The sequence below is a fragment of the Christensenella sp. MSJ-20 genome (assembly GCF_044357945.1).
Taxonomy (GTDB): Bacteria; Bacillota; Clostridia; order Christensenellales; family QAND01; genus QAND01.
Genome location: NZ_CP076563.1, coordinates 95,714 through 118,225, shown reverse-complemented (window position 1 = coordinate 118,225; position 22,512 = coordinate 95,714). Strand labels below are relative to the sequence as shown.

Annotated in this window: 23 protein-coding genes; 5 read left to right on the top strand and 18 right to left on the bottom strand. The window is 55.9% G+C overall.

The features are described from left to right. Positions 1 to 3: 3 nt before the first annotated feature. From KP626_RS00510 to KP626_RS00475, 8 genes are all read right to left on the bottom strand, one after another. Entirely contained in the window at positions 4 to 1,500 is a 1,497-nt protein-coding gene (locus tag KP626_RS00510) for a ComEC/Rec2 family competence protein (RefSeq protein ID WP_395977296.1), read from the bottom strand. A gap of 8 nt (positions 1,501 to 1,508) precedes the next feature. Next, the gene (locus tag KP626_RS00505; RefSeq protein ID WP_395977294.1) at positions 1,509 to 2,222 is read right to left on the bottom strand and encodes an MBL fold metallo-hydrolase; all 714 of its coding nucleotides are present in this window, start codon (positions 2,220 to 2,222) and stop codon (positions 1,509 to 1,511) included. Continuing rightward, a complete protein-coding gene (locus KP626_RS00500) occupies positions 2,219 to 2,788 on the bottom strand; it encodes a hypothetical protein (protein ID WP_395977292.1) in 570 nt (189 codons plus the stop codon). The genes KP626_RS00505 and KP626_RS00500 overlap by 4 nt, the downstream gene beginning before the upstream one ends. Positions 2,789 to 2,813: 25 nt before the next feature. Beyond that, complete coding sequence (locus KP626_RS00495) at positions 2,814 to 4,163, bottom strand: GerMN domain-containing protein (protein WP_395977290.1); 1,350 nt, start codon at positions 4,161 to 4,163, stop codon at positions 2,814 to 2,816. Beyond that, positions 4,141 to 5,079 (bottom strand): GerMN domain-containing protein, encoded by a 939-nt coding sequence (locus tag KP626_RS00490; RefSeq protein ID WP_395977288.1) that lies wholly within the window; start codon positions 5,077 to 5,079, stop codon positions 4,141 to 4,143. The genes KP626_RS00495 and KP626_RS00490 overlap by 23 nt, the downstream gene beginning before the upstream one ends. Next, a complete protein-coding gene (locus tag KP626_RS00485) occupies positions 5,076 to 6,521 on the bottom strand; it encodes an ATP-binding protein (RefSeq protein ID WP_395977286.1) in 1,446 nt (481 codons plus the stop codon). The genes KP626_RS00490 and KP626_RS00485 overlap by 4 nt, the downstream gene beginning before the upstream one ends. Next, positions 6,508 to 7,212 carry a response regulator transcription factor gene (locus KP626_RS00480; RefSeq protein ID WP_395977284.1) on the bottom strand — a complete coding sequence of 235 codons (705 nt, stop codon included), beginning with the start codon at positions 7,210 to 7,212 and terminating at the stop codon, positions 6,508 to 6,510. The genes KP626_RS00485 and KP626_RS00480 overlap by 14 nt, the downstream gene beginning before the upstream one ends. A 109-nt stretch (positions 7,213 to 7,321) precedes the next feature. Next, positions 7,322 to 7,663: an SLBB domain-containing protein gene (locus KP626_RS00475; RefSeq protein ID WP_395977282.1), complete on the bottom strand. Its 342-nt coding sequence runs from the start codon at positions 7,661 to 7,663 to the stop codon at positions 7,322 to 7,324. A gap of 118 nt (positions 7,664 to 7,781) precedes the next feature. Between KP626_RS00475 and KP626_RS00470 the strand changes: the two genes are divergently transcribed. Further along, entirely contained in the window at positions 7,782 to 9,146 is a 1,365-nt protein-coding gene (locus KP626_RS00470) for a D-alanyl-D-alanine carboxypeptidase family protein (RefSeq protein ID WP_395977280.1), read from the top strand. Further along, a complete protein-coding gene (locus KP626_RS00465; RefSeq protein WP_395977278.1) occupies positions 9,143 to 9,967 on the top strand; it encodes a hypothetical protein in 825 nt (274 codons plus the stop codon). The genes KP626_RS00470 and KP626_RS00465 overlap by 4 nt, the downstream gene beginning before the upstream one ends. A gap of 99 nt (positions 9,968 to 10,066) precedes the next feature. Here the strand turns inward: KP626_RS00465 and KP626_RS00460 are convergent, their stop codons facing one another. The 4 genes from KP626_RS00460 to nadD all read right to left on the bottom strand — a co-directional run bounded on the left by KP626_RS00460 (position 10,067) and on the right by nadD (position 14,070). Further along, the gene (locus tag KP626_RS00460) at positions 10,067 to 11,362 is read right to left on the bottom strand and encodes a hypothetical protein (protein WP_395977276.1); all 1,296 of its coding nucleotides are present in this window, start codon (positions 11,360 to 11,362) and stop codon (positions 10,067 to 10,069) included. A 265-nt stretch (positions 11,363 to 11,627) separates the two neighbouring features. Further along, positions 11,628 to 12,335, bottom strand: coding sequence for an ATP-binding cassette domain-containing protein (locus KP626_RS00455; protein ID WP_395977274.1), 708 nt, complete (start codon positions 12,333 to 12,335; stop codon positions 11,628 to 11,630). Positions 12,336 to 12,575: 240 nt separating this feature from the next. Further along, positions 12,576 to 13,484: a bis(5'-nucleosyl)-tetraphosphatase (symmetrical) YqeK gene (yqeK, locus tag KP626_RS00450; RefSeq protein ID WP_395977272.1), complete on the bottom strand. Its 909-nt coding sequence runs from the start codon at positions 13,482 to 13,484 to the stop codon at positions 12,576 to 12,578. Further along, positions 13,471 to 14,070, bottom strand: coding sequence for a nicotinate-nucleotide adenylyltransferase (gene nadD, locus KP626_RS00445; RefSeq protein WP_395977270.1), 600 nt, complete (start codon positions 14,068 to 14,070; stop codon positions 13,471 to 13,473). The genes yqeK and nadD overlap by 14 nt, the downstream gene beginning before the upstream one ends. A 191-nt stretch (positions 14,071 to 14,261) precedes the next feature. Between nadD and KP626_RS00440 the strand changes: the two genes are divergently transcribed. Beyond that, complete coding sequence (locus KP626_RS00440; RefSeq protein WP_395977268.1) at positions 14,262 to 15,137, top strand: hypothetical protein; 876 nt, start codon at positions 14,262 to 14,264, stop codon at positions 15,135 to 15,137. Here KP626_RS00440 and KP626_RS00435 read toward each other — a convergent pair. From KP626_RS00435 to gdhA, 3 genes are all read right to left on the bottom strand, one after another. After that, a complete protein-coding gene (locus KP626_RS00435; RefSeq protein ID WP_395977266.1) occupies positions 15,127 to 15,414 on the bottom strand; it encodes a YhbY family RNA-binding protein in 288 nt (95 codons plus the stop codon). The two genes, KP626_RS00440 and KP626_RS00435, sit on opposite strands and share 11 nt — an antisense overlap. 15 nt (positions 15,415 to 15,429) lie before the next feature. Then, positions 15,430 to 16,698: a GTPase ObgE gene (gene obgE / locus KP626_RS00430; RefSeq protein WP_395977264.1), complete on the bottom strand. Its 1,269-nt coding sequence runs from the start codon at positions 16,696 to 16,698 to the stop codon at positions 15,430 to 15,432. Positions 16,699 to 17,016: 318 nt separating this feature from the next. Then, positions 17,017 to 18,351 (bottom strand): NADP-specific glutamate dehydrogenase, encoded by a 1,335-nt coding sequence (gene gdhA, locus KP626_RS00425; RefSeq protein WP_395977262.1) that lies wholly within the window; start codon positions 18,349 to 18,351, stop codon positions 17,017 to 17,019. A gap of 193 nt (positions 18,352 to 18,544) precedes the next feature. Here gdhA and KP626_RS00420 point away from each other — a divergent pair, with 193 nt between their 5' ends. After that, on the top strand, positions 18,545 to 18,697 hold the full coding sequence (locus KP626_RS00420) for a hypothetical protein (protein ID WP_395977260.1): 153 nt from the start codon (positions 18,545 to 18,547) through the stop codon (positions 18,695 to 18,697). Positions 18,698 to 18,740: 43 nt separating this feature from the next. On the opposite strand, the gene nth is transcribed toward KP626_RS00420, so the two are convergent. Further along, a complete protein-coding gene (nth, locus tag KP626_RS00415) occupies positions 18,741 to 19,409 on the bottom strand; it encodes an endonuclease III (RefSeq protein WP_395977258.1) in 669 nt (222 codons plus the stop codon). An 85-nt stretch (positions 19,410 to 19,494) separates the two neighbouring features. Next, complete coding sequence (locus tag KP626_RS00410) at positions 19,495 to 19,788, bottom strand: hypothetical protein (protein ID WP_395977256.1); 294 nt, start codon at positions 19,786 to 19,788, stop codon at positions 19,495 to 19,497. A gap of 118 nt (positions 19,789 to 19,906) precedes the next feature. Here KP626_RS00410 and KP626_RS00405 point away from each other — a divergent pair, with 118 nt between their 5' ends. Next, on the top strand, positions 19,907 to 20,812 hold the full coding sequence (locus KP626_RS00405; protein WP_395977254.1) for a hypothetical protein: 906 nt from the start codon (positions 19,907 to 19,909) through the stop codon (positions 20,810 to 20,812). Between the two features lie 490 nt (positions 20,813 to 21,302). Here the strand turns inward: KP626_RS00405 and KP626_RS00400 are convergent, their stop codons facing one another. After that, positions 21,303 to 22,487, bottom strand: a complete 1,185-nt coding sequence (locus KP626_RS00400) for a S41 family peptidase (RefSeq protein ID WP_395977252.1) — start codon at positions 22,485 to 22,487, stop codon at positions 21,303 to 21,305. Positions 22,488 to 22,512 lie beyond the last annotated feature (25 nt).

Here is a 22,512-nt window from a genome sequence, read left to right as displayed (position 1 = left end):
TCCCTAAAACAGGATAGAGGCAAGAAAGCCCAGGGCCAAAGCCAACAGCACCCACCCCTTTAGACGCCGGCTTCCCCCGAACCAGGGAGAGATGCACAGCAGCATGGCATAAAGGCATCCTACGCCCCAGAGAGTTAGCCCCTCCAAGTTCACAGTGCCGGGCAAATAGGCCGTCAGAAAACGGGCAATGGCTTCCATCACCATTATAAGCCCCTCGGAAAGAAAGGCAATGGGCCGGGCAAGAAAGGGCAGCACCGGATGTATCATACAGGATAAAAATGCAAGCGTGGTGGCCGTTCCTGCCACCGGTACCGCCAAGAGGTTGCTGATTAAGGAAAACACGTACCAGTTCTGAAACACATAGAGGGATACGGGCAGAACCCCCGCCTGAGCGCCCAGGGAGACGGAGATACTGCCGGCCAAAGATTTAGGCAGCCTGTAAAGCCTCCGGTACAGCGCTCCCGATAGGGCACCGATACCCAATACAGCTCCATAGGACATCAAAAATCCCACGTCGAACAGCTCCAAGGGGTTCAGCCCCGTTACCACCAGGGCCGATAGAGCCAAGCTGGTAAACAGATCGTACTGCTTGCCCAAAGCCCCCGCCAAAAGCAGACAGTTTGCCATAATGGTTGCGCGCATGGAAGAGGGCGGCAGCCCCGTCAGAAAACAATAGGCCCATAGGCAAAGGGATACCACCAAAAACCGGCCCAGCCCCCGAAGCCGTATCAAGCGGCAAATCAGCATCAGAAGGCCGGTGAGAAACCCCACATGAAGGCCGGATACCGCCAACACATGGCCGATGCCCACCCCACGAAACTCCTCCAGCACCTGGGATTCCATACGGCTCTTATCCCCTAAGAGGATGCCGGTAACGGTTCCATGGGTCTCGGGAAACAGCTCCTGGATGACGCCCCGCACCCATCCGGCGGCATACTGGGGCCAGTACTGAAAGGGCATCCCCTCATGCGGGATCACCCGCAGGCCCTCTTCCCGGGCATCCATAAGATATCCCACGCCCTCCTCCAAAAGGGAGATCCTCTGCTCCTCCCTTTCAGGAATGCGCAATTTTCCGCTGACCTCCACCCGATCTCCCGGCGAAACACCGCTTTTAGGAAGGGATACCTGGACTCCCAACTCCAGCTCCCGGCCGTTGGATAACAAAGCCGCATCCTCCAGGCGCACCACCGACCGGCTAGTTTCCTCCTTCCAAACCTCCCGGACGGTTCCCGCCACCGAAACCACCGTCGCATTGTCCCGATAAACGTAGTTGGGATAGATGGCGGGATAGGCCCGCATAAATCCGGCCATAGCGGCCAGCAGGGCGATGAGCACCAGAAAACCCCGGGCTTTCTTCCACACGACCAACAGCAAAAAGACCAGGGCAACTAGGGCCGCAGGGTATAAAAAAGCCGGCGGCGCCATGTACCGCGCCGCCACAATGCCGGCCAAAAAGGCTACGGTATACCCCACCAAAGCCCGGTTATGAAACAGCCCCATAGCCCCTCCTAGATGGTATAACAGGCCCCTTCCCGCACCACCTGGGCCCCGGGGAAGGCTTCCGCCGCCTCAGCCTCCACTACGGCTTCATCGGCCAAGGGATGAATGTGGCTCAAAAGGAGCCTTCCTACCCCCGCCTCCCGGGCATAGCGGCCACACTGCTCCGCCCATAGATGGGCGGGGTTCGGAGGAAGGGTCTCCCTGGTAAAAGCGGCGTCCATCAGAGCGGCATCCGCCCCAGCCAATAGTTTGACTATGCGGGAATCCAAAGTGGTATCCCCGGTATAGGCCAATCGGCGTCCCCCCGCTTCCAGTGACACTCCATAACTTGGAACGGGATGGGTCAAAGGCCAGAAACGGAGGACCAGCTCCTTCCGATCAAAGCTGCACTCCCCCTCCACCGGGATGGGAGAAAATCCCTCCAAGGACCGCAGCAGCCCATGAACTGATCCGGCTACCTGGGGCAAATACAGATCCACCCTCCGCCCAGGCGCCTGCATGCGGATGGCCTGATCCAACAGAAGCAAATCACAGATGTGATCGGGATGCAGGTGGCTTAAAACGACGCAGTCCAGCCCGGCGGCTTCCTCCCCCAGAAAGGACGCTGCGCCAGCGCCGCAGTCCAGTAAAATCCTTTTGCCCTCCGCCTCCACCAGATAGCTGGAGGTTCCCTTCCCCCTTTTGGGATAGGGGCCATACTTCCCGATGATATGGAGTTTCATGACCGGAACCCCAAAAGGGACAACAGCCCGGAGGACGTACTCTCCCCTCGGCTCTCCAAGAAGGCCACAAGGAGAACCCCCAGAGCGGCACAAACAATCCATTCCACCAGCCGGAAGGGCAGATTCAAGGCCCCCGTCAAAACGCCATAAAAGGCGGAGTCATAGCAAAAATGCCCTGCCAGCAGTGCCACGCCGCACCAGATGGCGGGGATCACCAGGCGATTGGCTCCCTGGCTGGTGGAGCAGACAAACAGCGCCTTTCCCCCCATAAACGCCATGAGGCGCACCACCACGACAGCAACGGCTAGAAGTCCCTTCCCCTGGATCAACCATGCAATACAGCCGGCGCCGCAAACGGAAACAGCGCCCCAGCCCATGGGCAGGGTATAGATACATAGATACAGCACCACGTTTCCAAGGGTAATGGCTAGGGTTTGCCCCACGGCGATGCCGGGCCATAGGGCCAGCATCACGCCCAAGAGCAGGAATAGGGCCGCACGGACAACGGTTTGGCCCTTTGCAGAAAATCCTCCATGGAACGCACTCCGTAATAAACTAAAATCCACGGTTTTCCTCCTAACAAGAATCTGGTCAGCCTCCGGAAATCATTCCCGGATTTCGTAAAAGGGGCTGATACAAGAAAATGCTACCCAGCTTCTGTATATTTTCCCCATTTCGGAGAAACAGCACCTGCTCGATGTTGCCCTCCTCCGTTAGGGAGTTTACCAACGCATAGATCAAAAGCCGTGTTTCCCCATCGGATAGGGTCTCGGCATAGGAATAAAAACTTCTATCAAAGTCCAGTACCGCTAAATTGCCGCTGAGCCGTCCACCCAAAAAGGAGCTGGTCAAACGGGTATCCGCAATAAGGGGCCGGGCGTCCGCGTCCTCCCCTTCCAGGGGACCGGCTAGAATCTGCCGTATGATCCAGAATTCATCCAGGGGCCGCTGGATGGGCACAGTCCGTCTGACGGGAATCAGGCTTTCCCCCTCGTCATCGGCAAAATACAGGATCTTCTCCGCCCCGCGAAGGCTGTATACGTCCTCCCGAATCAAGGAAGTCTTCCCTCGATAGGAAAGCTCTTCCCCATTGTATGTAAGCTCTACGCGCTCCATCTCCGAGGAATCGGGGCCGTAAAAAAGGCAAAGGGCCAAGCAGGCAACCCCCAGTTCATCGGGCTTATCCTGTTTCTCTCCCCGCAGACTCAACCGAGCCGTTCCTCCCTCCAGGGAATAGGATTCCAGCCGGGCGGTGGGCCCCACCGGACAGATGGCGTATTCTCCCCGGTTTTCCCCGCTGACCGCCGTGACCATTCCCTCAACGGACACGGCGTCCTCCGGCAACTCCACCGGCCGGAGAATGGCCCATTCCCCCGTCCGGCTTTTATAGAATCCCAAGGCCACCCGGTTAACCTCCTGCTGGGCATAGACTCCTTCGGCCTTTTCCAGAGGATATTCCACCTGCGGCAGGCGGCCATTCACCGTCAAGAGGGTATACTGGGCCATGGCGTTTGCGTACAGGGTTTCGGCAAGGGCCTGCCGAAAGATTTGCAGCGCGGCGGGATCCATATCCGTCTCCCCTATATCCACCACCGCCAGGCCCCGAAAAACCATGACGCTGTTGATCGCCGTATTTCCTGGGCAAACGGGCAAAAGAGCGGTCTGCGGTCCCAGGATCAGTTCCTGGATCACCTGCCAGTAGGTTCCCTGCTCCCGATAGCTTAGATCCACCTCCCTGGACTCCACCGCCAGGGTACCGGCGCCGCTCTCATCTAAGAAATAGAGATCGGCACGCATGGTCTGGCCCTGGGGGACGGGATAGGGCATAACCTCCGGCAGATCCGCGAAAGACCCCTGTCCCCCGCAGCCTGCAAGGGCCAAGCAAAGGCCCATCAGCCCTGCCAGTCGTTTTATGGTTTTACCGTATGACCAGTTTCTCAAAGGTTTGGTACTCCACCTTCCAAATGCCGTTTTCCTGCACGCACGTCAGAGGAACCCGGGTCTCCAGCCGCTCCTGCTCCTGACCATCCAAAAAAAGGATGTCCACGTATACCGTGGCCTGGCTCTCCCCTTCCTGGATGTAATCCACAATCTCATACTCCTTTATGCTCTCCGGCATCTCCTGAAGAACGCTCTGGAAAGCAAAGATATCGGGCATCTTGCCGCCAGAACGATAGAGGATGTCGTACAGCACCAGGGAGTCCATATTGCTTACGGCCCGCATGGCGATTTCGGCAGCCGTCCAAGGGGTGAGAATCAGCTCAGGCTGGGCGGTAAGAAGCCCCAGAACGGTATTTTCATCGGAGCCCAAAAAGCCCGCCTGCCCTCTGGTGGGCCGCTGAACTTTTCCCGTGGATGGCATTTCCACCAAGATCTGAACCTGACTGTATTCCCCCATCCCCAACAGGGTATTGGAGATGGACAATACCGCGGCCCGGCACATGGCGGCCCGCTGGCTCTCGTCGGCGGTGGGCGGGCTCAAAAATTCCTTGCTGAGGGTCACATAAAGGGTCTGGTTGTCATCGGTAACCTCCAGCACCTGAAGGGAGCTCCACATGGGGGCCACCAGAATGTCCCCCGGCTCCTGCTGGCGGCCAAGTTCCTTCAAGACCGCCATCTCAGGCCGCTCCCCTGAGGCTACGGCAACCGAGAAGGTCTTTACCGCAAAATAATCCCTGGATTTTACCGGCAGCCAGAGATCCGCCGTGATGGTTCCCCCGGACCGGTTCCCAGCCTGAGGATCGATCTCCGGGGTGTATTCCCCAACCCGATCCACCTCCCTAAAGGGGGAAACGCATCCGGCCAAGGTAAACAGGCACAGCAACCAGCAGCACAACGCCAGGTATCTTCGCGTCATAGCCCTTCCCTCCTTCCAGGAATCCAGATGATAAAGGTGGAACCCTTACCCTCCTGACTTTCCACCGTCACCTTGCCCTCATGGAGCTTTACGATGGTATCCACGATGGAGAGCCCCAACCCAGTGCCGCCCGTCTGACGGGCCCGGGCCTTATCCACCCGGTAGAACCGATCAAAAATGTGGATCTGATCCTTCTCAGGAATGCCGATGCCGGTATCCCGAACCACGATCTCCACCCCATCGGATCCAGCTCGAGCGGATACCGTTACCAAACCGCCCTGCGGGGTATATTTGATGCCGTTGTTTACCAGGTTTTCCACGGCGGTCTGCATCAGGTTCGCGTCACAATAGGCCGTAACACCGCTTTTCTCCCCTGTAAGCTGGATGTCGCTCTCCTCGGCAAAAGGGGTCAGCACCGTAATCACGCGGCCAATGAGCCCATCCAGATCCACGCTGGTCCGATTCAGCTGATATTCGGGTTGCTCGGTCTGAGAAATCACAAGCAAATCGTTGAGCAGCGCCACCATCCTGTCAATCTGTTGGTTGATATCCCCCAGGAACTCCTTGTAGGTTTCCTCGGGCACGTGATCCTGGTACAAAAGGGATTCCGCCAGGATCTTGATGGAGCTAAGGGGCGTCTTTAACTCATGGGATGCGTTGGCCACAAAATCGCTGCGGGTCTTATCCAGGTCCTCCAGCTTCTGGCTCATCATATTGATGGTGGTGGCCATATTGGCAATCTCCCTGCTGGAGGGGACCTGCACACGAAGATCAAAACGGCCTCGGCTCATCTTTTCCAGAATATCCGTCATGGATACGATGGGACGGCTGATCCACCGGGAGATCATGACGCAGCAAAGGATCAGCAGCGTTACCACCGCCACCCCTGCAAGGCCGATTTTCAGCATGGAGGTCATGAGGGAATCCCTGACGTCTTGGATGGAAACGCTCACCAGAACCACACCCACGGGGGTGGATTCGTTCACCACCTGGGCGGTGTAATAGACGGCCCAGGTACTGGCCGCAAAGAAGGACTCCTCCTTAGGAGAGATGCGATGAAACCCATAGGAGGCGGTAGCCTGTCCCGAAACCACCTGCTGAACCTCCTGGTATTGCAGCACCCGGCCGTTGAGCTCGGAAAACCCATCGGCCAGCACCGTACCGGCGGTATCCAGGATCAACACCCGGCCGGACATCTTCTTCCCCTGGGAAACCGCGGCATCATACATGGCGCCGGCATCCCGGTCAAAGACCGTACGGCCCATGGTAGCGGCAAAGCTCTCCACCTGTTGGCTTTGCGCCACGATGCGCTGGTCCACCAAAAACTGTCCCACCATGGAGCTGATGATCACATACACCAGCAGCATGCAAGCAAGAAATAGGATGGTAAAAAGGCCGGTGATCCGAGCCCGAATTGTAGAAAACAGCCTACTTATTCGCAAAGTAGTAGCCAACCCCCCACCGAGTCATGATGTACTCGGGATTGGCGGGATTCTTCTCCACCTTCTCCCTCAGGCGGCGCACATAGACATCTACCGTGCGGAGATCATGGCGGGCGATGGAGTCCTCCGACCGATCCTTGGCGTTCAGCATCTCCATCAGGGCCTTGCGGTCAAAAACCCGGCCAGGGTTCTCCATCAAAACATGGAGCAGGTCGAACTCCTTGCTCGTTAGGGCGATTTCCACCCCGCCCCGAACCACGCTGCGGGAAAACAGGTCGATCTCCAGATCCCGAATGGCGATTTTGGAGCTGCTACCGGCGCTCTGCTGACCCATGCGGCGAAGCACCGAGCGGATGCGGGCCTTTACCTCCAGAATATTAAAGGGCTTGACCATATAGTCGTCCGCACCGTATTCCAGGCCAAGGATCTTGTCCATGTCGTCTCCCTTGGCGGTGAGCATGATCACCGGCACCTGGCTGCGCTCCCGGATTCCGCGGAGCACGTCCATACCGCTCATCTTGGGCAGCATCACGTCCAAAAGAATGATATCGTACTGGTTGCTCTGGGCAAGAGCTAGGGCGGTCTCCCCGTCCAAGGCCTCTTGAACCAGGTATCCGTCCTGTTCCAGGGAAAAACGCAGTCCTTTTAGGATCAACGGTTCGTCGTCCACGATCAATATACGGATAGCCACTTACACATCCTCCGTTTCCCGTCGGTCATATTATCTCGTTCAGTATACCATAGCCAGGGACTGAATCCAAACCGATGGCTCCTGATTTTTTACCGTTCAGATATGGAAATCAGGGAACAAATATCCCCTGATCCTCATAGAGCTTCCGTTCCAAATCCAGATCCGAAAGATCGCCGTCCGCAAGGGGACCGCCCGCCCGCAGGATGGCGTCCATCACCGTGGAGCCCATGGGCATCAACACCACACCGGGATTCTCCACCTTCCCCATCACCGTAACCAGTATGGTGTACTGGGTGGGCTCGGAATCGGGTATGGCCGACGGTTGGGAACGCGCCGCAGCCTCCGCTGCCAAAGGCGGGGTATGGAACAGATGGGAAAGAAAATACCGGCCGCACAGGGAAAGCAGCACCACCGCCAAAACCGCAAGGGCATATCTCTGATGCCGTTTCATACCGGTTTCCCCCTTTTTCGCCGGAATTGTCTCTAAGTATTATACATTTAAACCTGTCCATATGTACATATCCCAGACCGATTATGCTATACTATTAAACATGAGTTCCAACCGTTTTTTGCAAAAAGCCGCGCTGTTTTTGCTGACGGCCCTATATCTGGTTTTCCCCACAAACGCCATCGCAGCGGAGGGGGCCCTGCTGTCCGATCCGCAAGCCTTTGCGGGCAACCCGGACGACCCCGCCCAAACCCTTTCTTTGGTCCAGGCCCGCTCCTATCTATTGCTGGATGTGGAGACCGGGGACGCCATTTTCTCAGAGAATGCCCAGGAAGAAGTCTCCATCGCAAGTACCACCAAAATGATGACAGCCCTTGTGCTGGTGGAACAGGTCTCCGATCTTTCCGCCATGGTCACCTGTGGAGACGAGGTCTACGTCAGCGATCCCGCCTCCTCTCTGGCCGGCTTGGTCAAGGGGCAGACCCTCAGCTATAAGGATCTGCTTTACGGCCTGATGCTTCCCTCGGGAAACGACGCCGCTCAGGTGATCGCCGTGGCGGTTTCCGGCTCCATTCCGGCTTTTGTGGAACAAATGAACCAGCGGGCCAAGGAGCTGGGCATGTCCCATACCCAGTTTGAAAATCCCCACGGACTTTATGGCGTTGGACATTATTCCACTGCAGAGGACTTGGCCATTCTGGCCCAGGAGGTACTCAAAAACCCCACTCTGCTGGAGGTGGTATCCACCCGTGAATACACCCTGCCCGCCAACAGCAAATATCCCCAGGGGAGAACGGTCGTCAACTCCAATCCCCTGCTCCATGAAACCACCGTGGAAAGCAACTCTCAGGACGCTCCAAGCGCAAACCCCTATTATGTGGAGGGAACCCAGGGAATCAAGACAGGGTTTATCGACGAAGCGGGCTATTGCTTGGTCGCCGCCGCAACCCAGGAGGAGCGAACCCTGATCGCCGTGGTATTGGGCGCCAAAACCATCGGCCTTCGGAACCAAAGCGCCGCCGCCCTTTTGCGTTACGGGTTTGAACACACCAGCTTAGTGGAGATAAGGGATACCCTTGCCGACATCCCCCTTACTCTAGAGGCGGAAAACACGGGAATCCTGGGCCGGGAGCTCCCCGCCAGGCTGCGTATCGGCGAGGAAGTTCCTTCCCGGCTTCTGATGACCAACAGTGACCGGGATCGTTTCCTAGCTCGGGAAGGAGTCACCATAAACCTGCTCCCCATGGAGGGACTTCGTGCCCCCATCCAAGTGGATCAGGTCATTGGGCGGGCAGAAGTGTTCTTTGACGGAGCCTTGCTTCTCAGCTGTGACGTCCTATCCACCCAGTCCCATGCCAACGCCTATCATCTCATCATCTATACCGCGGGCGCCATTTTCGGAGTGCTGCTCCTGCTGTGGGCATATCTACACCATGGAAGACGGCGGCGCAGAACGGCTTCAGCGGGAAGGAGAATCGCTCCATGAACCAGCATAGTCATAAGATAACCCGGACAGCATTGTTTCTTTGCTGCCTGATCCTTTGCGTTATGATACGTCCATCCCCAGGGCAGCCCGATGGGACAAGCTCTCTGCGCTTTGGCCCTATCCCCGTTTATGCCGAACCCGATCCCAGCGCTACTCCTGAAGCCAGCGCTACGCCCGACCCGAGCGCCACCCCCGACCCCAACGCTACCCCTTCGGTCACGCCGCCGCCTTTGGACGACGGCACAGAGGAGCCCGTGGAGCCGGATCCCATGGGCAAACGGCCGCTGATGATCGGCTTGGGCGTCGTAGGTCTGCTTTTATCCGGTTCGCTTTTGATTAAAGTGCTTCTAACGCCCAGCATCCGCCGGAAGCGGCGGCAACAGAGCGTCCTCAGGGCAAAGCCGCTTCGAAAGCCCTCCCCGCACCGGTCGGATCTGGATCTCATCGACTATTACGATCAGCGTCCCTCTCCTTTGGACAAGCGAGAGAAGGTGTATTGGAACAATGATCGCCGTCAAAACGATGCCCGGATCCGCATTCGCACGGGCGCGGGACGGCTTACCGATTCCAGCGCTCCACGGCCTGGACAGCGGGGACCGGTGCGCACAAAGGCAGACGCGGTAAGACAGCCTCGGCCCCAGGGACAATCCTCCCGCCGCCCTGCACCCCCTCGTCCTCCAGCCGGCGCTGCCGGCGGATCGTCCGCCCGGAGACCAGCAGCAGCGCCCCGAACAAACAATGGATCCTCCAGAAACCGGCCCAGCGGACAGGAGCGGGGCCAGGTTCGACAGTTTCCCACCGACCCGCGCAAAAAGCGATAAAAGAAAAAAGGACCGCAACTGCGGTCCTTTTTTATCTATCTTTGGTAAAAGCGGAATCCTCCCAAGGAGCCGCTCTTCTTTCTTGAAAATCCGGTGTTCTCAGGTCCGGATCCGAAAGGTTTTAGGGGCAAAACGGTAGACCAAAACACATGCAACGACGCTGTAAAGCACGCAGAAAACAATCGTCATCATTCCAAATACCAGGGTTGGCATACGCAGCTGCATCATAAAAAAGCAGGCAAGATAGGTGGCCGACAAAACAAGGCTATACGTTCCGCTTTTGAGTTCCGTCCCAGCGTTATAGGGCTGCAGCAGGTAGTAGATTGTCAGGTAATGGATGGAAAAAAACAGGCTCATGCAGAGGATGGAGACCACCAACACGGCATAGTTCAGCGGGTTATCCGTCCCTCCGGTGGCAAAGAGAATGAGCGCCAGTCCAACGCCAATAACTCCCGCCGGAACGGCGTTGATCTTCATAATTTCCCGAAGGCGTATCTGAAATAGCTTCAATACAAACCTCGGCTGCTTATAGAACGAGTAGGTCAACAGACTGTGGTCACAGTTCATAAAGAGGGCCTGTGTAAAGCCCGTGCCTCGGTTGATGCAATACATAACAAAGACGAAGTACGGAAGCCAGGTCAGGATCATTTCATTGATTTCCGGCTTTACCTCCGGTTTTAGGTAGACGATCAAGAGAACCCCCGCAGCCAGAAAAGAGCAAACGTAGGAGATCTTTTTCGTAGCGTTCCATAGAATCTTTTTATGGCGCTTGATAAACAGTTCATTTAAGTATTCAAAGCCCTTGCGGTCGCTTGTAATGGTGGTATCGGTGGATATCTTGTTCTCGTTGGCCCGCTTGACGGCCTGTGCAGCGGCGTCCATCTGGGTTGTTAGCCCCGCCAGCAGTTCCTGGTTGATGGCGCGGTAATCCTGGAAATTCCATACCCTTCTGATTCCAAAGATCCCCAGAGGAATGCAGACGAGGAATGCGGTCACCAAGACTTGATTGGGAAGGACAAACCCAACTGCCGGCAAACCATACGCGGCCGCCAGAAGCAAGGCGACGCAGCACCAGGTATATTTTGACAGCTTATTTTCGTTATAACCAAAGCCTCTCCTCTCGTAATCCCTAAGGGAGAGTGCAGAAACAAACAGCTTTATTCCCGCGATGCAAAAGGGGATGAGCAAGCAAAACCAAAGCGGCATATCCTGATTCCGTCCATACAAAACCGTAAATGGAAGGAATCCCACCACAACCTTGATGAGGGAGTAGAGATAGTTTATCAGCGTATATTCCCGCGCATCCATTCTCAGAAGGAACATGGCATAGTATTTGTCCTTGGTGGGATTAAACAGATGGGTATTGGTAAAGCTGCCAATGATGGTTAAAAACAAAAAAGCATGCAAGAAAACATGACTTGCCGATAAATTCTTATAAACCATGGAAAACTGTACCATGGCAAGAAAATAGAGAAACTTTCCAAGAAAAATTGAGATGATTTCCCATATGGCGGCAAGGACGCTGGCAAAAATCTTTAGTCCTTTTACCCGATATAGCGTCCCCGGCAGAATCCTTTTGAGCAAGGGGATTTGCTTGAGGGAATAAAGGATAGCATTGACGCGGTACGTATTTTTTAAAGAAAAGGATTGTCTCAGGGTTCTATTCATTTCCTTCCTCCCTGAGCGCCGCTATGATTTTCTCCTTAAACTCCCTGCTGTCCAGATCGGACTTTTCCACAACCTCCAGCTCCCCGTGGCTGAGCAGCACGATCTCATCGCAAAGATCCAGCGCCAAATCCATAATATGGGTGGAAAAAATGGTAATGCGATCCTGCTTTATGGAGCGGAGCAGCTGCTTCATCTCCTCCGCTACAACTACGTCCAAGGAGGTGAGCGGCTCGTCCAACAACAAAATGTTGGGCTGCGCGATGATGTTGATGAGCATCTGCATCTTATTTTTCATGCCGTGGGAATAATCCTTCAAGAGCTTATCCCTGTCCTCTGGCTCAATGCTCATCTCGTCAAAATACTCGTCAATCCGCTTTGGATGTGCAATAGACGTCTCATTGATCTCCATAAAGAACTTCAAAAATTCTCTTCCGGTGAGAAACTCCGGAACGGTGGGCGTGGACAGCACATAGCCGATATCCTTTGCCGCGACCTCTCGGCGGATGCCGTCCTGCTTCAAATAAAAGCTGCCGCTATCCATTTTTAAATCGCGGTTCAAACAATTAAACAGCGTGGTTTTTCCCGCGCCGTTTCTGCCAAGAAGTCCATAGATCTTCCCCTGCTTAAAGGTAAAATTTATATCCTTCAAAACCTCTTTGTTCTCAAATTTCTTTGATAGGTGTTCGATTACAAATTTCATGCGGTTCCCCCATAGCCGTACGCAAATCCGGCCTATTCATAGATGGCATACAAAAAACCTCGGCGCAGCAAAGAGAACGCCGAATCCCCCATGCAACGGCCCAAGCATTTTATATCGATTTCTCCTTTAAAAAGCCATGGGACTTCATCCCATAAACGAAGTCCCATGGCCGCTTGTGCCGCGCCCGCAAGCTTTCAGCGTATGTTCAAAAGTGCACACACGCCATGGTCCAAGCTCGATCTATCCCTCATAGTGGCGTAGATTGGCCCCATCGCTCCAGAGGCGCTCTAGGTTATAGAATTCCCGCTCCTCCCGATGGAAGATATGCACCAGCACATCTCCGTAATCGCAGACAATCCACCGCCCGGGACCATAGCCCTCCACCCGGAAGCGCTTGGCGCCGGCCTCCTCCATCTTTTCCATAAGCTCGTCACAAAGGGCCTTGACCTGTACGGTGGTATTGCCGGTAGCCAGCACCAGATAGTCGGCAATGATGGTCATATCGGCCACATGGATGATGTCTATATCCTCGCCCTTCCGGTCATACAGCACTCGAGCGGCATACTGGGCCATGTTTTCACTGGTCAATCCTTCATTCCTCCTCTTTTCCAAATAGCGGATGGCAGCCTCCGTCATAGGATCCGCCGCCTCCCCCTTCTCCTTAAGATGCGCCATGCTTTGGCGCAAAATCAGCAGGACGCATTGGTCCAGGTCTTGACGGACGGCCTCCCGCAGGGTCTCCACCCCCGGGTAGCGCCGTCCCTCCTCGCATTTGTCCGCTACAAACAAGATCTTCTCCAGCAGTCCCATGCCAGGCCGGCCGGTGGTGTGGTACCAAACCGCATCCAATACCTCCCGATCCGTAATCCCCAGCTTCTGCTGGAGATAGGCCGCAGCCAAGGGGCCGTGCAATAGATTAGCATTGGGATAATCCTCCGGTTTTATGCCGGATTCCGGTAGAAAAGCCTCCGCTCGCTCCCCTAAATAGCGAAAGATATCGTGGAACAGCGCCGCCGTCTCGGCCCGATCCACATCTACACCATATCGCTGGGCCAGCTCCGCCGCCATCTTCACTACCCCCGCGGTGTGGCTTTCCCGGCCGGGCGGCAAAAGCTCCTGGGCCAGCGCCATCCGGCTATCGTGGTCCATGGCGGTACACCCCCTTTTCCCGGATGTAAGCCTCAACCTTGGGATGGAGCAGCCCCAGCGTTCCCATCTCCCCCTGAATACACCGGCGCAGCAGGGTGGAGGATACCGGAGTGGGCTCGTAATCCACCAATAAAATCCGAGCGCCATACCGATCCCGCAGCTTCTGAGCCAGCTCCTGAACCAGCCGGGGCTCCACCCCCGCCCGCTCAAAAACCACATAGTTGCACAGGCCAATGGCCTCCTCAAACCGATACCAGTTCTCCAGATACAAAAAAGCGTCTCCGCCTAGGATGTAATAAAACTCCGTTCCCGGGGGGTAGTCGGCAATCAACTGATGGAGGGTATCCACCGCGTAGGTATACCCTTTTCGCTGAAGCTCCATGGTATTTACCGTAAAATGGGGATCATTCTCCACCGCCAGACGGACCATCTCCAGCCGATCCTGGGGGCTGGCCACAAAAACTCCCGGCTTGTGGGGCGGCGTGCCCACGGGGATAAACAGCACCTCCCGAAGCCCCAGAGTGCGATAAGCCTCCTGGGCCATCTCGGTATGTCCCACGTGGATGGGATTAAAGGTTCCCCCCATAATCCCCACCCGAGCCGCTTCAAGGCGGCACCGGGGAGCACACTGCTCCCTATGGCAGACAAAATCGCTCGCTGGAATCCCCTCCTTTCGGATGCTCCTATTATACGGGAGTTTTCTCGGTTTTAAAAGGTTAAAGGCCCAATTTGTGGCAATACTAAGAAAAACCACTTTTCCTATGGAGGCGACGGTATATGCTGAACAAAACCCTGCGAGGCTACTACAAACGAATGCTCTATCAAAACCGGGGGCCGGTTGCTCGCGGCCTGGATTTTTTGGCCCTACGGCTGGTCTTCTTTCTATCCTTCTGGATTCTCTTTGGCCAAAGCCTACATAGCCTTTGGCAGGGAGCGGTGATGGCCCTCATCGCCACCCTAGCAATATCCGCCGCCATCGAGGTGGCAAAGGAACGGAAGCTGGCCGCCTTTATCCAGCGCAAGCGCAGGGAACTCAGCCAGGAATACTGGCTAGAGCAGTTGGTGCTCATGGATGGCAAGGAGTTTTCCTCTCTGGTGGTGGAGCTAATCGGCTCCATGGGCTATACCGTCAAAGGGCGCCTGCGGGGAGCTCTCATCTGCGAAAACCAGGGCGAGATCTCCATGGTGTTCCCGGTGCAGTATCACCAAAGCTATTCCCTTTCCCCCCAGGACGCCTTGGATATGTACCGTATGGCCCATAGCAAGGAGATCGAGGATATTGTGGTGGTTGCCACCTGTCCCATGGCGGATGAAACCCGTACCTTCCTCCACAAGCTGTATCCCACCCGGTTCAGCGTACTGAGCCGCGCCACCCTCTTGAAAGCCGCCGAGCGGACGGGAAAACTCCCCAGCCCCGCCGCCACCGAAAACGCCCTTTTGGAGGCTCTTCGCCAAAACGAGATGAGCCTGCAAAAGCTGAGGATGCAGGCTCTCTATAGCGGCAAGACCAAGGCGTATCTTTTCTGCGGCCTAGTGTTGCTTGCCACCACCTATTTCACTGGATTCAACCTTTATTATCCCTTTGTGGCAGCGCTCTGCTTTTTGCTGGCTTTTGTCAGCCACTACCACACCAGAACCTCCCCTAAAGGATGATTTTAGGATCCCTGTGGTTCTTCCGGTAGAGGACAAACCGCCGCCCTATCTGGCTGACCGGCTCAGAACGGGTCAACTCGCATAGTTGGGTCAAAGCCTTCCGAGCGGTGATGGGGCATGTCTCCAAGCAGGCGCCCTTGATGAGCTCCCGGGCCGCAAGGGCCTCATCCGCCTGCTGGATCAAATTCTCCGTAATGCCGGCCTTTCCCACATGGAGCACCGGCGCAAGGTTGTTGGCCATTCCTCTCAGCTGGGCCCGTTGTTTCGTCGTAATCATTCGTCTCTCTCCCTATCAATCCACAAAGTCAAATTCGGTTTCGGCCATAATGACGGTGTCCCCGTCCTTGGCTCCATGCTGGCGCAGAGCGTCCACAATCCCGTTCTGTTCCAGCATTTTTGCAAAAAAGCTGAGGCTGTCCCGATCCCCCAGGTTTACCCGTCGCATGATATCCTCGGCCAGGGGACCGTTCACCTCAAAGACCCCTTCCTCCACCTGATCGATGCTGAAAGTGCGGTCTTCCAGAATCTCCTCCTCCTGAAAATCCTCCAGGATATAATCAGGCTCCGGCAAATCGTCCACCATAGCGGCGGCCTTCCGCATCAGAGGCAAAAGCCCCTGGTTGGTGGCTGCGGAAACCGGAAACACCTCAATCCCCTTCTCCTCAAGATACTCCCGCAGCCGCGCAAGATTTTCCTCCGCGGGAGGGATATCCATTTTGTTGGCGGCCACGATCATAGGCCGGCGGGCTAGTTCCTCGCTGTACCGTTCCAATTCCCCCATGATGATCTCGAAATCCTCCACCGGATCCCGCCCCTCAAAGCCGGACACATCCAGCACGTGGATCAACATTCGGGTCCGTTCCACATGACGGAGAAAATCATGGCCCAGGCCCAAGCCCTCGCTGGCCCCTTCGATCAATCCGGGAATATCCGCCATCACATAGCTGCGGCCGTCCACGCTGCACATCCCAAGGTTTGGAGAGATGGTGGTAAAGTGATAGTCCCCAATCTTAGGGTTGGCCCGGGTCAGCATAGAAAGAATCGTGCTCTTTCCCACATTGGGGAAGCCCACCAGGCCGATGTCAGCAATGGATTTCAGCTCCAGCACCACAAAGCGGCCCGCCCTCTGTTCCCCCGGTTGGGCAAACCGAGGCGTTCGGCGGGTGGGCTTTGCAAACTTGGCGTTGCCCCTGCCTCCGCGCCCCCCGGTCAGCACTCTGCGCTCCTTATTGGGCTCGTCCATATTGGCCATCACAGCGCCGGTCTCCTCATCGTATACCACGGTACCCACAGGTACCGGGATACGCATGGTCTCTCCGCTGGGGCCGGTCATATTGGCTCCCCGGCCTGGAGTGCCGTTCTGGGCCTTGAAATTCCGCTTATAGGAGAAATCCATCAGGGTGCGGAGGGCTGGATCCGCCACAAAGACCACATCTCCCCCACGGCCGCCATCCCCGCCGTCCGGGCCTCCCGCGGGGATATACTTCTCTCGCCGAAAGGAAACGCAGCCGTTGCCGCCGTCCCCCGCTTTAATGAAAATTCTCGCTTTATCTACAAACATATCATCGACTCCTTGGCCCTCATTATACCTTGTTTCTCCCCCACCCCGCAAGCAGGCTGAGCCTGCACCCTTTTTATATGCCTTCGGCATATAGTTCTGCTCCAATCCATCTGCGTTTTCATACAGGTGGTTCCGTATTGCATGGGTTCTGTTCGGTTCAGTGCTCCAAGACGCTGGTAAAGCGCAAGGATTTCAGAACCATCGACAAAAATATGCGTTAAGATGGACGCTCGCGCTGCCCAAAAAAAGCCCGGCATATGCCGGGCTTTTCCCTGGCAGACCTAGTCTGCCCCGATTTGCTATGTCTCTATGCCGCTCTTATACCAAGCCTTGAGCCATCATGGACTCGGCAACCTTCATAAAGCCGGCGATGTTGGCGCCCACCACGAAGTTATCCTCAAATCCGAACTCCTTAGCAGCGTTGGCGGCATTCCGATAGATATTCGCCATGATCTCCTTCAACCGGGCGTCTACTTCCTCCATGGTCCAGGAAAGCCGGATGGCGTTCTGGGACATCTCCAACCCGCTGCAGGCAACGCCGCCGGCGTTGGCCGCCTTGCCGGGAGCAAACAGGATCCCCTTCTCGATAAAGTAATTGGTGGCCTCCATGGTGGTAGGCATATTAGCGCCTTCGCCTACGGCATAGCAGCCGTTCTTCACCAACGCCTGGGCCCCTTCAAGATCCAACTCGTTCTGGGTAGCGCAGGGCAGAGCAATGTCGCAGGGTACGGTCCAGATGCCGGTGCAGCCTTCAAAATACTGGGCCTTGGGCCGATAGGACACATAGGCGCTGATGCGCTTGCGCTCCACCTCTTTGATCTTCTGGATGGTCTTCAGATCCACTCCGTCAGGATCATAGATATATCCACCGGAATCGCTCATGGCAAGAACGATGCCGCCCAGCTGGTTGACCTTATCCAGGGCATAGGTCGCTACATTGCCGCTACCGGAAATCACCACTTTAGCTCCCTGGAAGGACTTGCCCTTGGCGCCGATCATGTTGTCCATGAAGTACACCAAGCCATAGCCGGTAGCCTCCTTCCGTCCGATGCTGCCGCCATAGGTGAGGCCCTTGCCGGTAAGAACGGAGGTAAAATCATTTCGGATCTTCTTATACTGGCCGTATAGATATCCAATCTCCCGAGCACCCACGCCGATATCCCCAGCGGGAACGTCGGTATCTGGACCGATATGCCGATACAGCTCACTCATAAAGGCCTGGCAGAACCGCATAATCTCGTCGTCGGATTTTCCCTTGGGATCGAAATCGCTGCCGCCCTTGCCACCGCCCATGGGAAGGCCGGTACCACTGTTTTTGAAGGTCTGTTCAAAGGCTAGAAACTTCATAATGGAAAGGTTGACGCTGGGATGGAACCGCAGACCGCCTTTATAGGGGCCGATGGCGCTGTTGTACTGGATGCGGAATCCCCGGTTTACCTGGATATTTCCCTCATCATCCTGCCAAACCACCCGGAACATGATCTGCCGCTCCGGCTCGGCCAGCCGCTCCAAGATACGGGCCTGAGCCAGATCCGGACGTTTTTCAAAGACGGGCTCCAGGGACTGGAAAACCTCTTTTACCGCTTGCAAAAATTCCGGTTCCCCGGCGCTGCGGGCTTCCACTTTCGCATATGCTTCCTGTACGTAGGACATCACAATCAACTCCCTATGGATAATTTAGTGCGCTAATGTATCGTTGTGCTCACTTTTCTTTTTTACCACAAATCCCCCCTGAGATCAATCCTTTTCTTGGCCTTGGCCCAATTCTTAAGATCCATCCGGCAGAGGAACCGTAGCGCGCAGCGACGCGTACTCTGATAACAGACCATCTAGGAGCCGGGTGCCCATGAAACAGGATGTCCAGGAATTGATCACAGCCCTAGCCCATTCCTTCTGTAAGGGATTGAGCCTGGAGGAATCCGAGGTCCTGGGCATGCTTCTCTATTCCATTGGGGAAGCCATGCTGGATCTCATTACGCAAAATACGTTAAAAAACTAACCATTATTTAGAAACGGATAAAAATAGCCGGGAAAACTCCCGGCTATTGTGCTTTCTCCGCTATCATCCCGTGGTTCTCCCGGTAATACCGGCAGTAGGGCGCCAAAGGACAGGTCTCGCACTTGGGTTTACGGGCGCTGCATTGGCGCCGCCCCAGGAAGATCAGCCAAAGATGAGCCACGCTCCACTTATCCTTGGGGATGTTCTCCATCAGCTGGTACTCGGTCTTTAGCACGTCTTTGGCGTCGGCAAGGCCGATCCGGTTGCTGACCCGGAACACATGGGTATCCACAGCAATGGCGTCCAGCCCAAATGCAGCGGCTCCCACCACATCGGCGGTTTTGCGGCCTACGCCGGGCAGCTTCTGCATCTCCTCGATGCTCCGGGGTACCTCTCCTCCGTACACCTCACAGATCATTTTGCTGGCCGCCACAATGTTCTTGGCCTTGGTGGAATAAAACCCGCAGCTGCGAATGTATGGTTCCACCTCTTCGGGGGTCGCGGCGGCAAAGGCATAGGGATCCGGGAACCGTTCAAACAGCGCCGGCGTTACTTTGTTCACCTGTTTATCGGTACATTGAGCCGCCAGGATGGTGGAAACCAAAAGGGTGAACCCGTCCTCAAACCGCAGCTCCACCTTAGCGTCCGGGTACATCTGGGGCAGGATGGAAAGAACGGCGTCAATCTCTTCCTGCTTCATTTGATAGGCCATGGTATCCCTCTTTTCGCAAAAGATAGCCTTATTATACTATGATTTCGCTATTTTCGCAAAAGATCTCGATCCCTGTGCCTTAAGGTCAGCCCTTGGCCTGTGCCTTTACCATTGCGATGAGGCTGGCCATGCGTTCCCGTTGCTGAGGGTTGAGCATAGGGGATACCGCCTTTAAAAAATCGTCCATCTGGTTGGGATCAAAGGTACCGTCCTGCATTTCCTTTGCCGCCACCCGGAAGAGCTCCTCCTCCATCTCCTTAGGGGACTTTCCCTGGACAGAATTATAAGCCGCCATCACTTCATTCTCAGAAAATCCCGGGACATTGGTGGGGATTTTTTGTCCCTGCTGCTTTTGTGAATTCCGCAAGCTACGTGCCATCGTATCACCTCCACTCCGTCCCATATCCTATGCGAAGAAAACGGCAAGGTTTACAACGGCCCAAGGGGGTACCAATGGAGCCCTCCCTGCATAGTATGATTAGAAAGGAGGCGGTTCCATGAATACCCGTTATCATAAATACCCCATGGCTCCCCACAAGGAAGCTCCCCGGTCTCCGGCCCGGCCTCTGCGGTTCAACGGAACCCTGGAGGGCGTCGCCAATACCTTTGGCCGGTACCTCCCACAGAAGAGCCGCATGGTGATCAATACCGCCGCCACTGCTCAACGGGCCGCTCAGGAGATAGCCCAAAGCGCCTATATCCGGGGCACCATCGCCCAGGAGGAACGGCGGCATGGAGGGCCTCAGGAGGACCCTTCCGCTGCCTCCGGCACTGTCGCCGCAGGGGCTGGTTTGGCTGACCAGCTTCAGGAGCTGGAGGCGCTTTTGCATAAGCTGTCCGCCCAGGCTGCGGCAACCCCTCTGCCCGAGGCCGCTAACCCATCCCCCAGGATGGAGACGCCTCAGACGTCTAGCCCAAGCCAGGCTGTCCAAAGCGGCCAGCCTGATAATTCGGCCAATCAGGCCGCTCAAATGGCTAGCCTTTTATCGGCTATGGCAGGCCAGCAACCCCCTACAAACCAAGATGCGTCCAATCCAACGGGAACCAACAACAGCCAGCTCTCCGCCATGATGCCCTTTCTCCTTCAGGCCATGGGCGGACAAAGCAGCTCTGGCGCCGCTCAGGATCCCATGGCTGCTATGATGCCCCTCCTGATGCAGTCCATGATGGGCCAGCAGACGGCAGATAACGGCGGACAGGGCAACAATATGGCTGCCATGATGCCCCTCTTGATGAGTGCTATGGGTGGGCAAAACCAGGGAACGGCAGGCCAGGGCAGCAACATGGCCGCCATGATGCCTCTCTTGATGAGCGCTATGGGCGGGCAAAACCAAGGAGGCGGCAACAGCATGGCAAGTTTATTACCCCTTCTGATGCAATCCATGGGCTCCAGTAACCACTAACCAGCGTGCCGCTGGACCCATACGCTGGCATCCTTTTTCCCACATCCAATCGTCCTGCCCACGGTATGGGTTCTCTCATGGCACTAGTCATCCTCCAGCGTGCCGCTGGACCCACACGCTGGCATCCTTTTTCCCACATCCAATCGCCCTGCCCACGGTATGGGTTCTCCCATGGCACTAGTCATCCTCCAGCGTACCGCTGGATCCATACGCTGGCATCCCCCTTTTCCCAGATCCAATCGTCCTGCCCGCGGTATGGGTTCTCCCATGGCACTAGTCATCCTCCAGCGTGCCGCTGGACCCATACGCTGGCATCCTTTTTCCCACATCCAATCGTCCTGCCCGCGGTATGGGTTCTCCCACGGCCCCCCTCCAGCGTGCCGCTGGGGCCACGCCATACCGGTAAAGCGAGAGCCTCATCCAAGACAAAACATTCGCCCTTTTCCCTCCATACAAAAAAACAGCGCCGAAGCGCTGTTTTTCATCCATTTTACTGGGCCATACGGGGTTTTAGCACCTCGATGGCCTTCTTCAGTTGCAAATCGTTTTCATCGGTTAGGGTGGAGGGCTTCAGCACCTGCTCTTCCGCCAGTTCCACCTCATAATCGGGTTCGATACCCTTGCCGTTGATGTCCGTTCCTCCGGGGGTAAAGTAGCTGGCAATGGTGATCTTCAAAAATCCATCGCTATCCCGAAGAGGGTAATACCGCTGAACCAATGCCTTTCCAAAGCTGGTTACCCCAACAATCTCCCCTACCTCGTTATCGTGGAGAGCGCCCGCCAGAATTTCACTGGAGGAAGCCGATCCGGCGTTCATCAGCACCGAGATGGGCAGCCCCAAAGTCTTGGCATCGCTGCGGGTGGTCTGCTCCCTCCTCTGCTTATCCCGAGTGGTAACGATGTCCCCAGCCGGCAAAAGCGCATCGGCAATGGCCGTAGCGTAATCCACATAGCCGCCAGGGTTGTCCCGCAGATCGAGGACGATTCCTCGAACCCCCTGAGCCTGGAAAAAAGCGATGGCCTGATCAAAGCCCTCTATGCAATTCCCATTGAACTCCAGGATCTTCAGATAGCCAATGTCGTCCGGTAGCAGACGGTACTCCACTTTGTCAATGGTCACATGGCCCCGGGTAATCTCAATCTCCATGGGAGCATTATCCCGGTAGACGGTAACCACAATCTTAGTACCCTCCTCCCCCTTGAGCTCCGAGGCAATCTGGCTCAGGCTTTTGGTGGTGTCGATGGGCGTCCCATCGATGGCCATAAAGAGGTCGTTTACCTGCACCCCCGCCGCTTCCGCAGGAGAGCCCTTATGGACGATTACCGCATAGGGATATCCGGTAGTCTGATCAATGGATACGGTCACCCCAATGCCGCTGTACTCCCCCGATTCCTCTTCCAGCATGCTGTTGTATTCCGCGGTGGTAAGATATTCGGAGTAAGGATCTCCTAAGGCGGTGATAGCCCCCTTATAAGCCCCCACGTTCACCTGCTCCAAATCAGCGTCCTGATAATAAGAGGTGTCCAGATACCAGTAGAGTTCTTCCATTCCCTTGGCCAGGGCTCCGGATTCCCCCTCCCCGCCGCTAAGCACCTCGGTGGTAATCAAATAGGTGCCAAAACACCCGATCAACAAACAAGCCAGCGCCATCAAAAAGGCTGTGGATTTCTTCATGTTCTCATCCCTTATCCTTGGTCAT

What these genes read in the sequence shown, in the direction of transcription:
- nth (WP_395977258.1), bottom strand. Translation starts at nt 19,409, where the DNA reads ATGGCCTATCAAATGAAGCAGGAAGAGATTGACGCCGTTCTTTCCATC.
- KP626_RS00490 (WP_395977288.1), bottom strand. Translation starts at nt 5,079, where the DNA reads ATGACGCGAAGATACCTGGCGTTGTGCTGCTGGTTGCTGTGCCTGTTT.
- KP626_RS00405 (WP_395977254.1), top strand. Translation starts at nt 19,907, where the DNA reads ATGAATACCCGTTATCATAAATACCCCATGGCTCCCCACAAGGAAGCT.
- KP626_RS00400 (WP_395977252.1), bottom strand. Translation starts at nt 22,487, where the DNA reads ATGAAGAAATCCACAGCCTTTTTGATGGCGCTGGCTTGTTTGTTGATC.
- KP626_RS00510 (WP_395977296.1), bottom strand. Translation starts at nt 1,500, where the DNA reads ATGGGGCTGTTTCATAACCGGGCTTTGGTGGGGTATACCGTAGCCTTT.
- nadD (WP_395977270.1), bottom strand. Translation starts at nt 14,070, where the DNA reads ATGGGGGGAACCTTTAATCCCATCCACGTGGGACATACCGAGATGGCC.
- KP626_RS00455 (WP_395977274.1), bottom strand. Translation starts at nt 12,335, where the DNA reads ATGAAATTTGTAATCGAACACCTATCAAAGAAATTTGAGAACAAAGAG.
- obgE (WP_395977264.1), bottom strand. Translation starts at nt 16,698, where the DNA reads ATGTTTGTAGATAAAGCGAGAATTTTCATTAAAGCGGGGGACGGCGGC.
- KP626_RS00465 (WP_395977278.1), top strand. Translation starts at nt 9,143, where the DNA reads ATGAACCAGCATAGTCATAAGATAACCCGGACAGCATTGTTTCTTTGC.
- KP626_RS00420 (WP_395977260.1), top strand. Translation starts at nt 18,545, where the DNA reads ATGAAACAGGATGTCCAGGAATTGATCACAGCCCTAGCCCATTCCTTC.
- KP626_RS00475 (WP_395977282.1), bottom strand. Translation starts at nt 7,663, where the DNA reads ATGAAACGGCATCAGAGATATGCCCTTGCGGTTTTGGCGGTGGTGCTG.
- KP626_RS00440 (WP_395977268.1), top strand. Translation starts at nt 14,262, where the DNA reads ATGCTGAACAAAACCCTGCGAGGCTACTACAAACGAATGCTCTATCAA.
- KP626_RS00505 (WP_395977294.1), bottom strand. Translation starts at nt 2,222, where the DNA reads ATGAAACTCCATATCATCGGGAAGTATGGCCCCTATCCCAAAAGGGGG.
- KP626_RS00410 (WP_395977256.1), bottom strand. Translation starts at nt 19,788, where the DNA reads ATGGCACGTAGCTTGCGGAATTCACAAAAGCAGCAGGGACAAAAAATC.
- KP626_RS00435 (WP_395977266.1), bottom strand. Translation starts at nt 15,414, where the DNA reads ATGATTACGACGAAACAACGGGCCCAGCTGAGAGGAATGGCCAACAAC.
- yqeK (WP_395977272.1), bottom strand. Translation starts at nt 13,484, where the DNA reads ATGGACCACGATAGCCGGATGGCGCTGGCCCAGGAGCTTTTGCCGCCC.
- gdhA (WP_395977262.1), bottom strand. Translation starts at nt 18,351, where the DNA reads ATGTCCTACGTACAGGAAGCATATGCGAAAGTGGAAGCCCGCAGCGCC.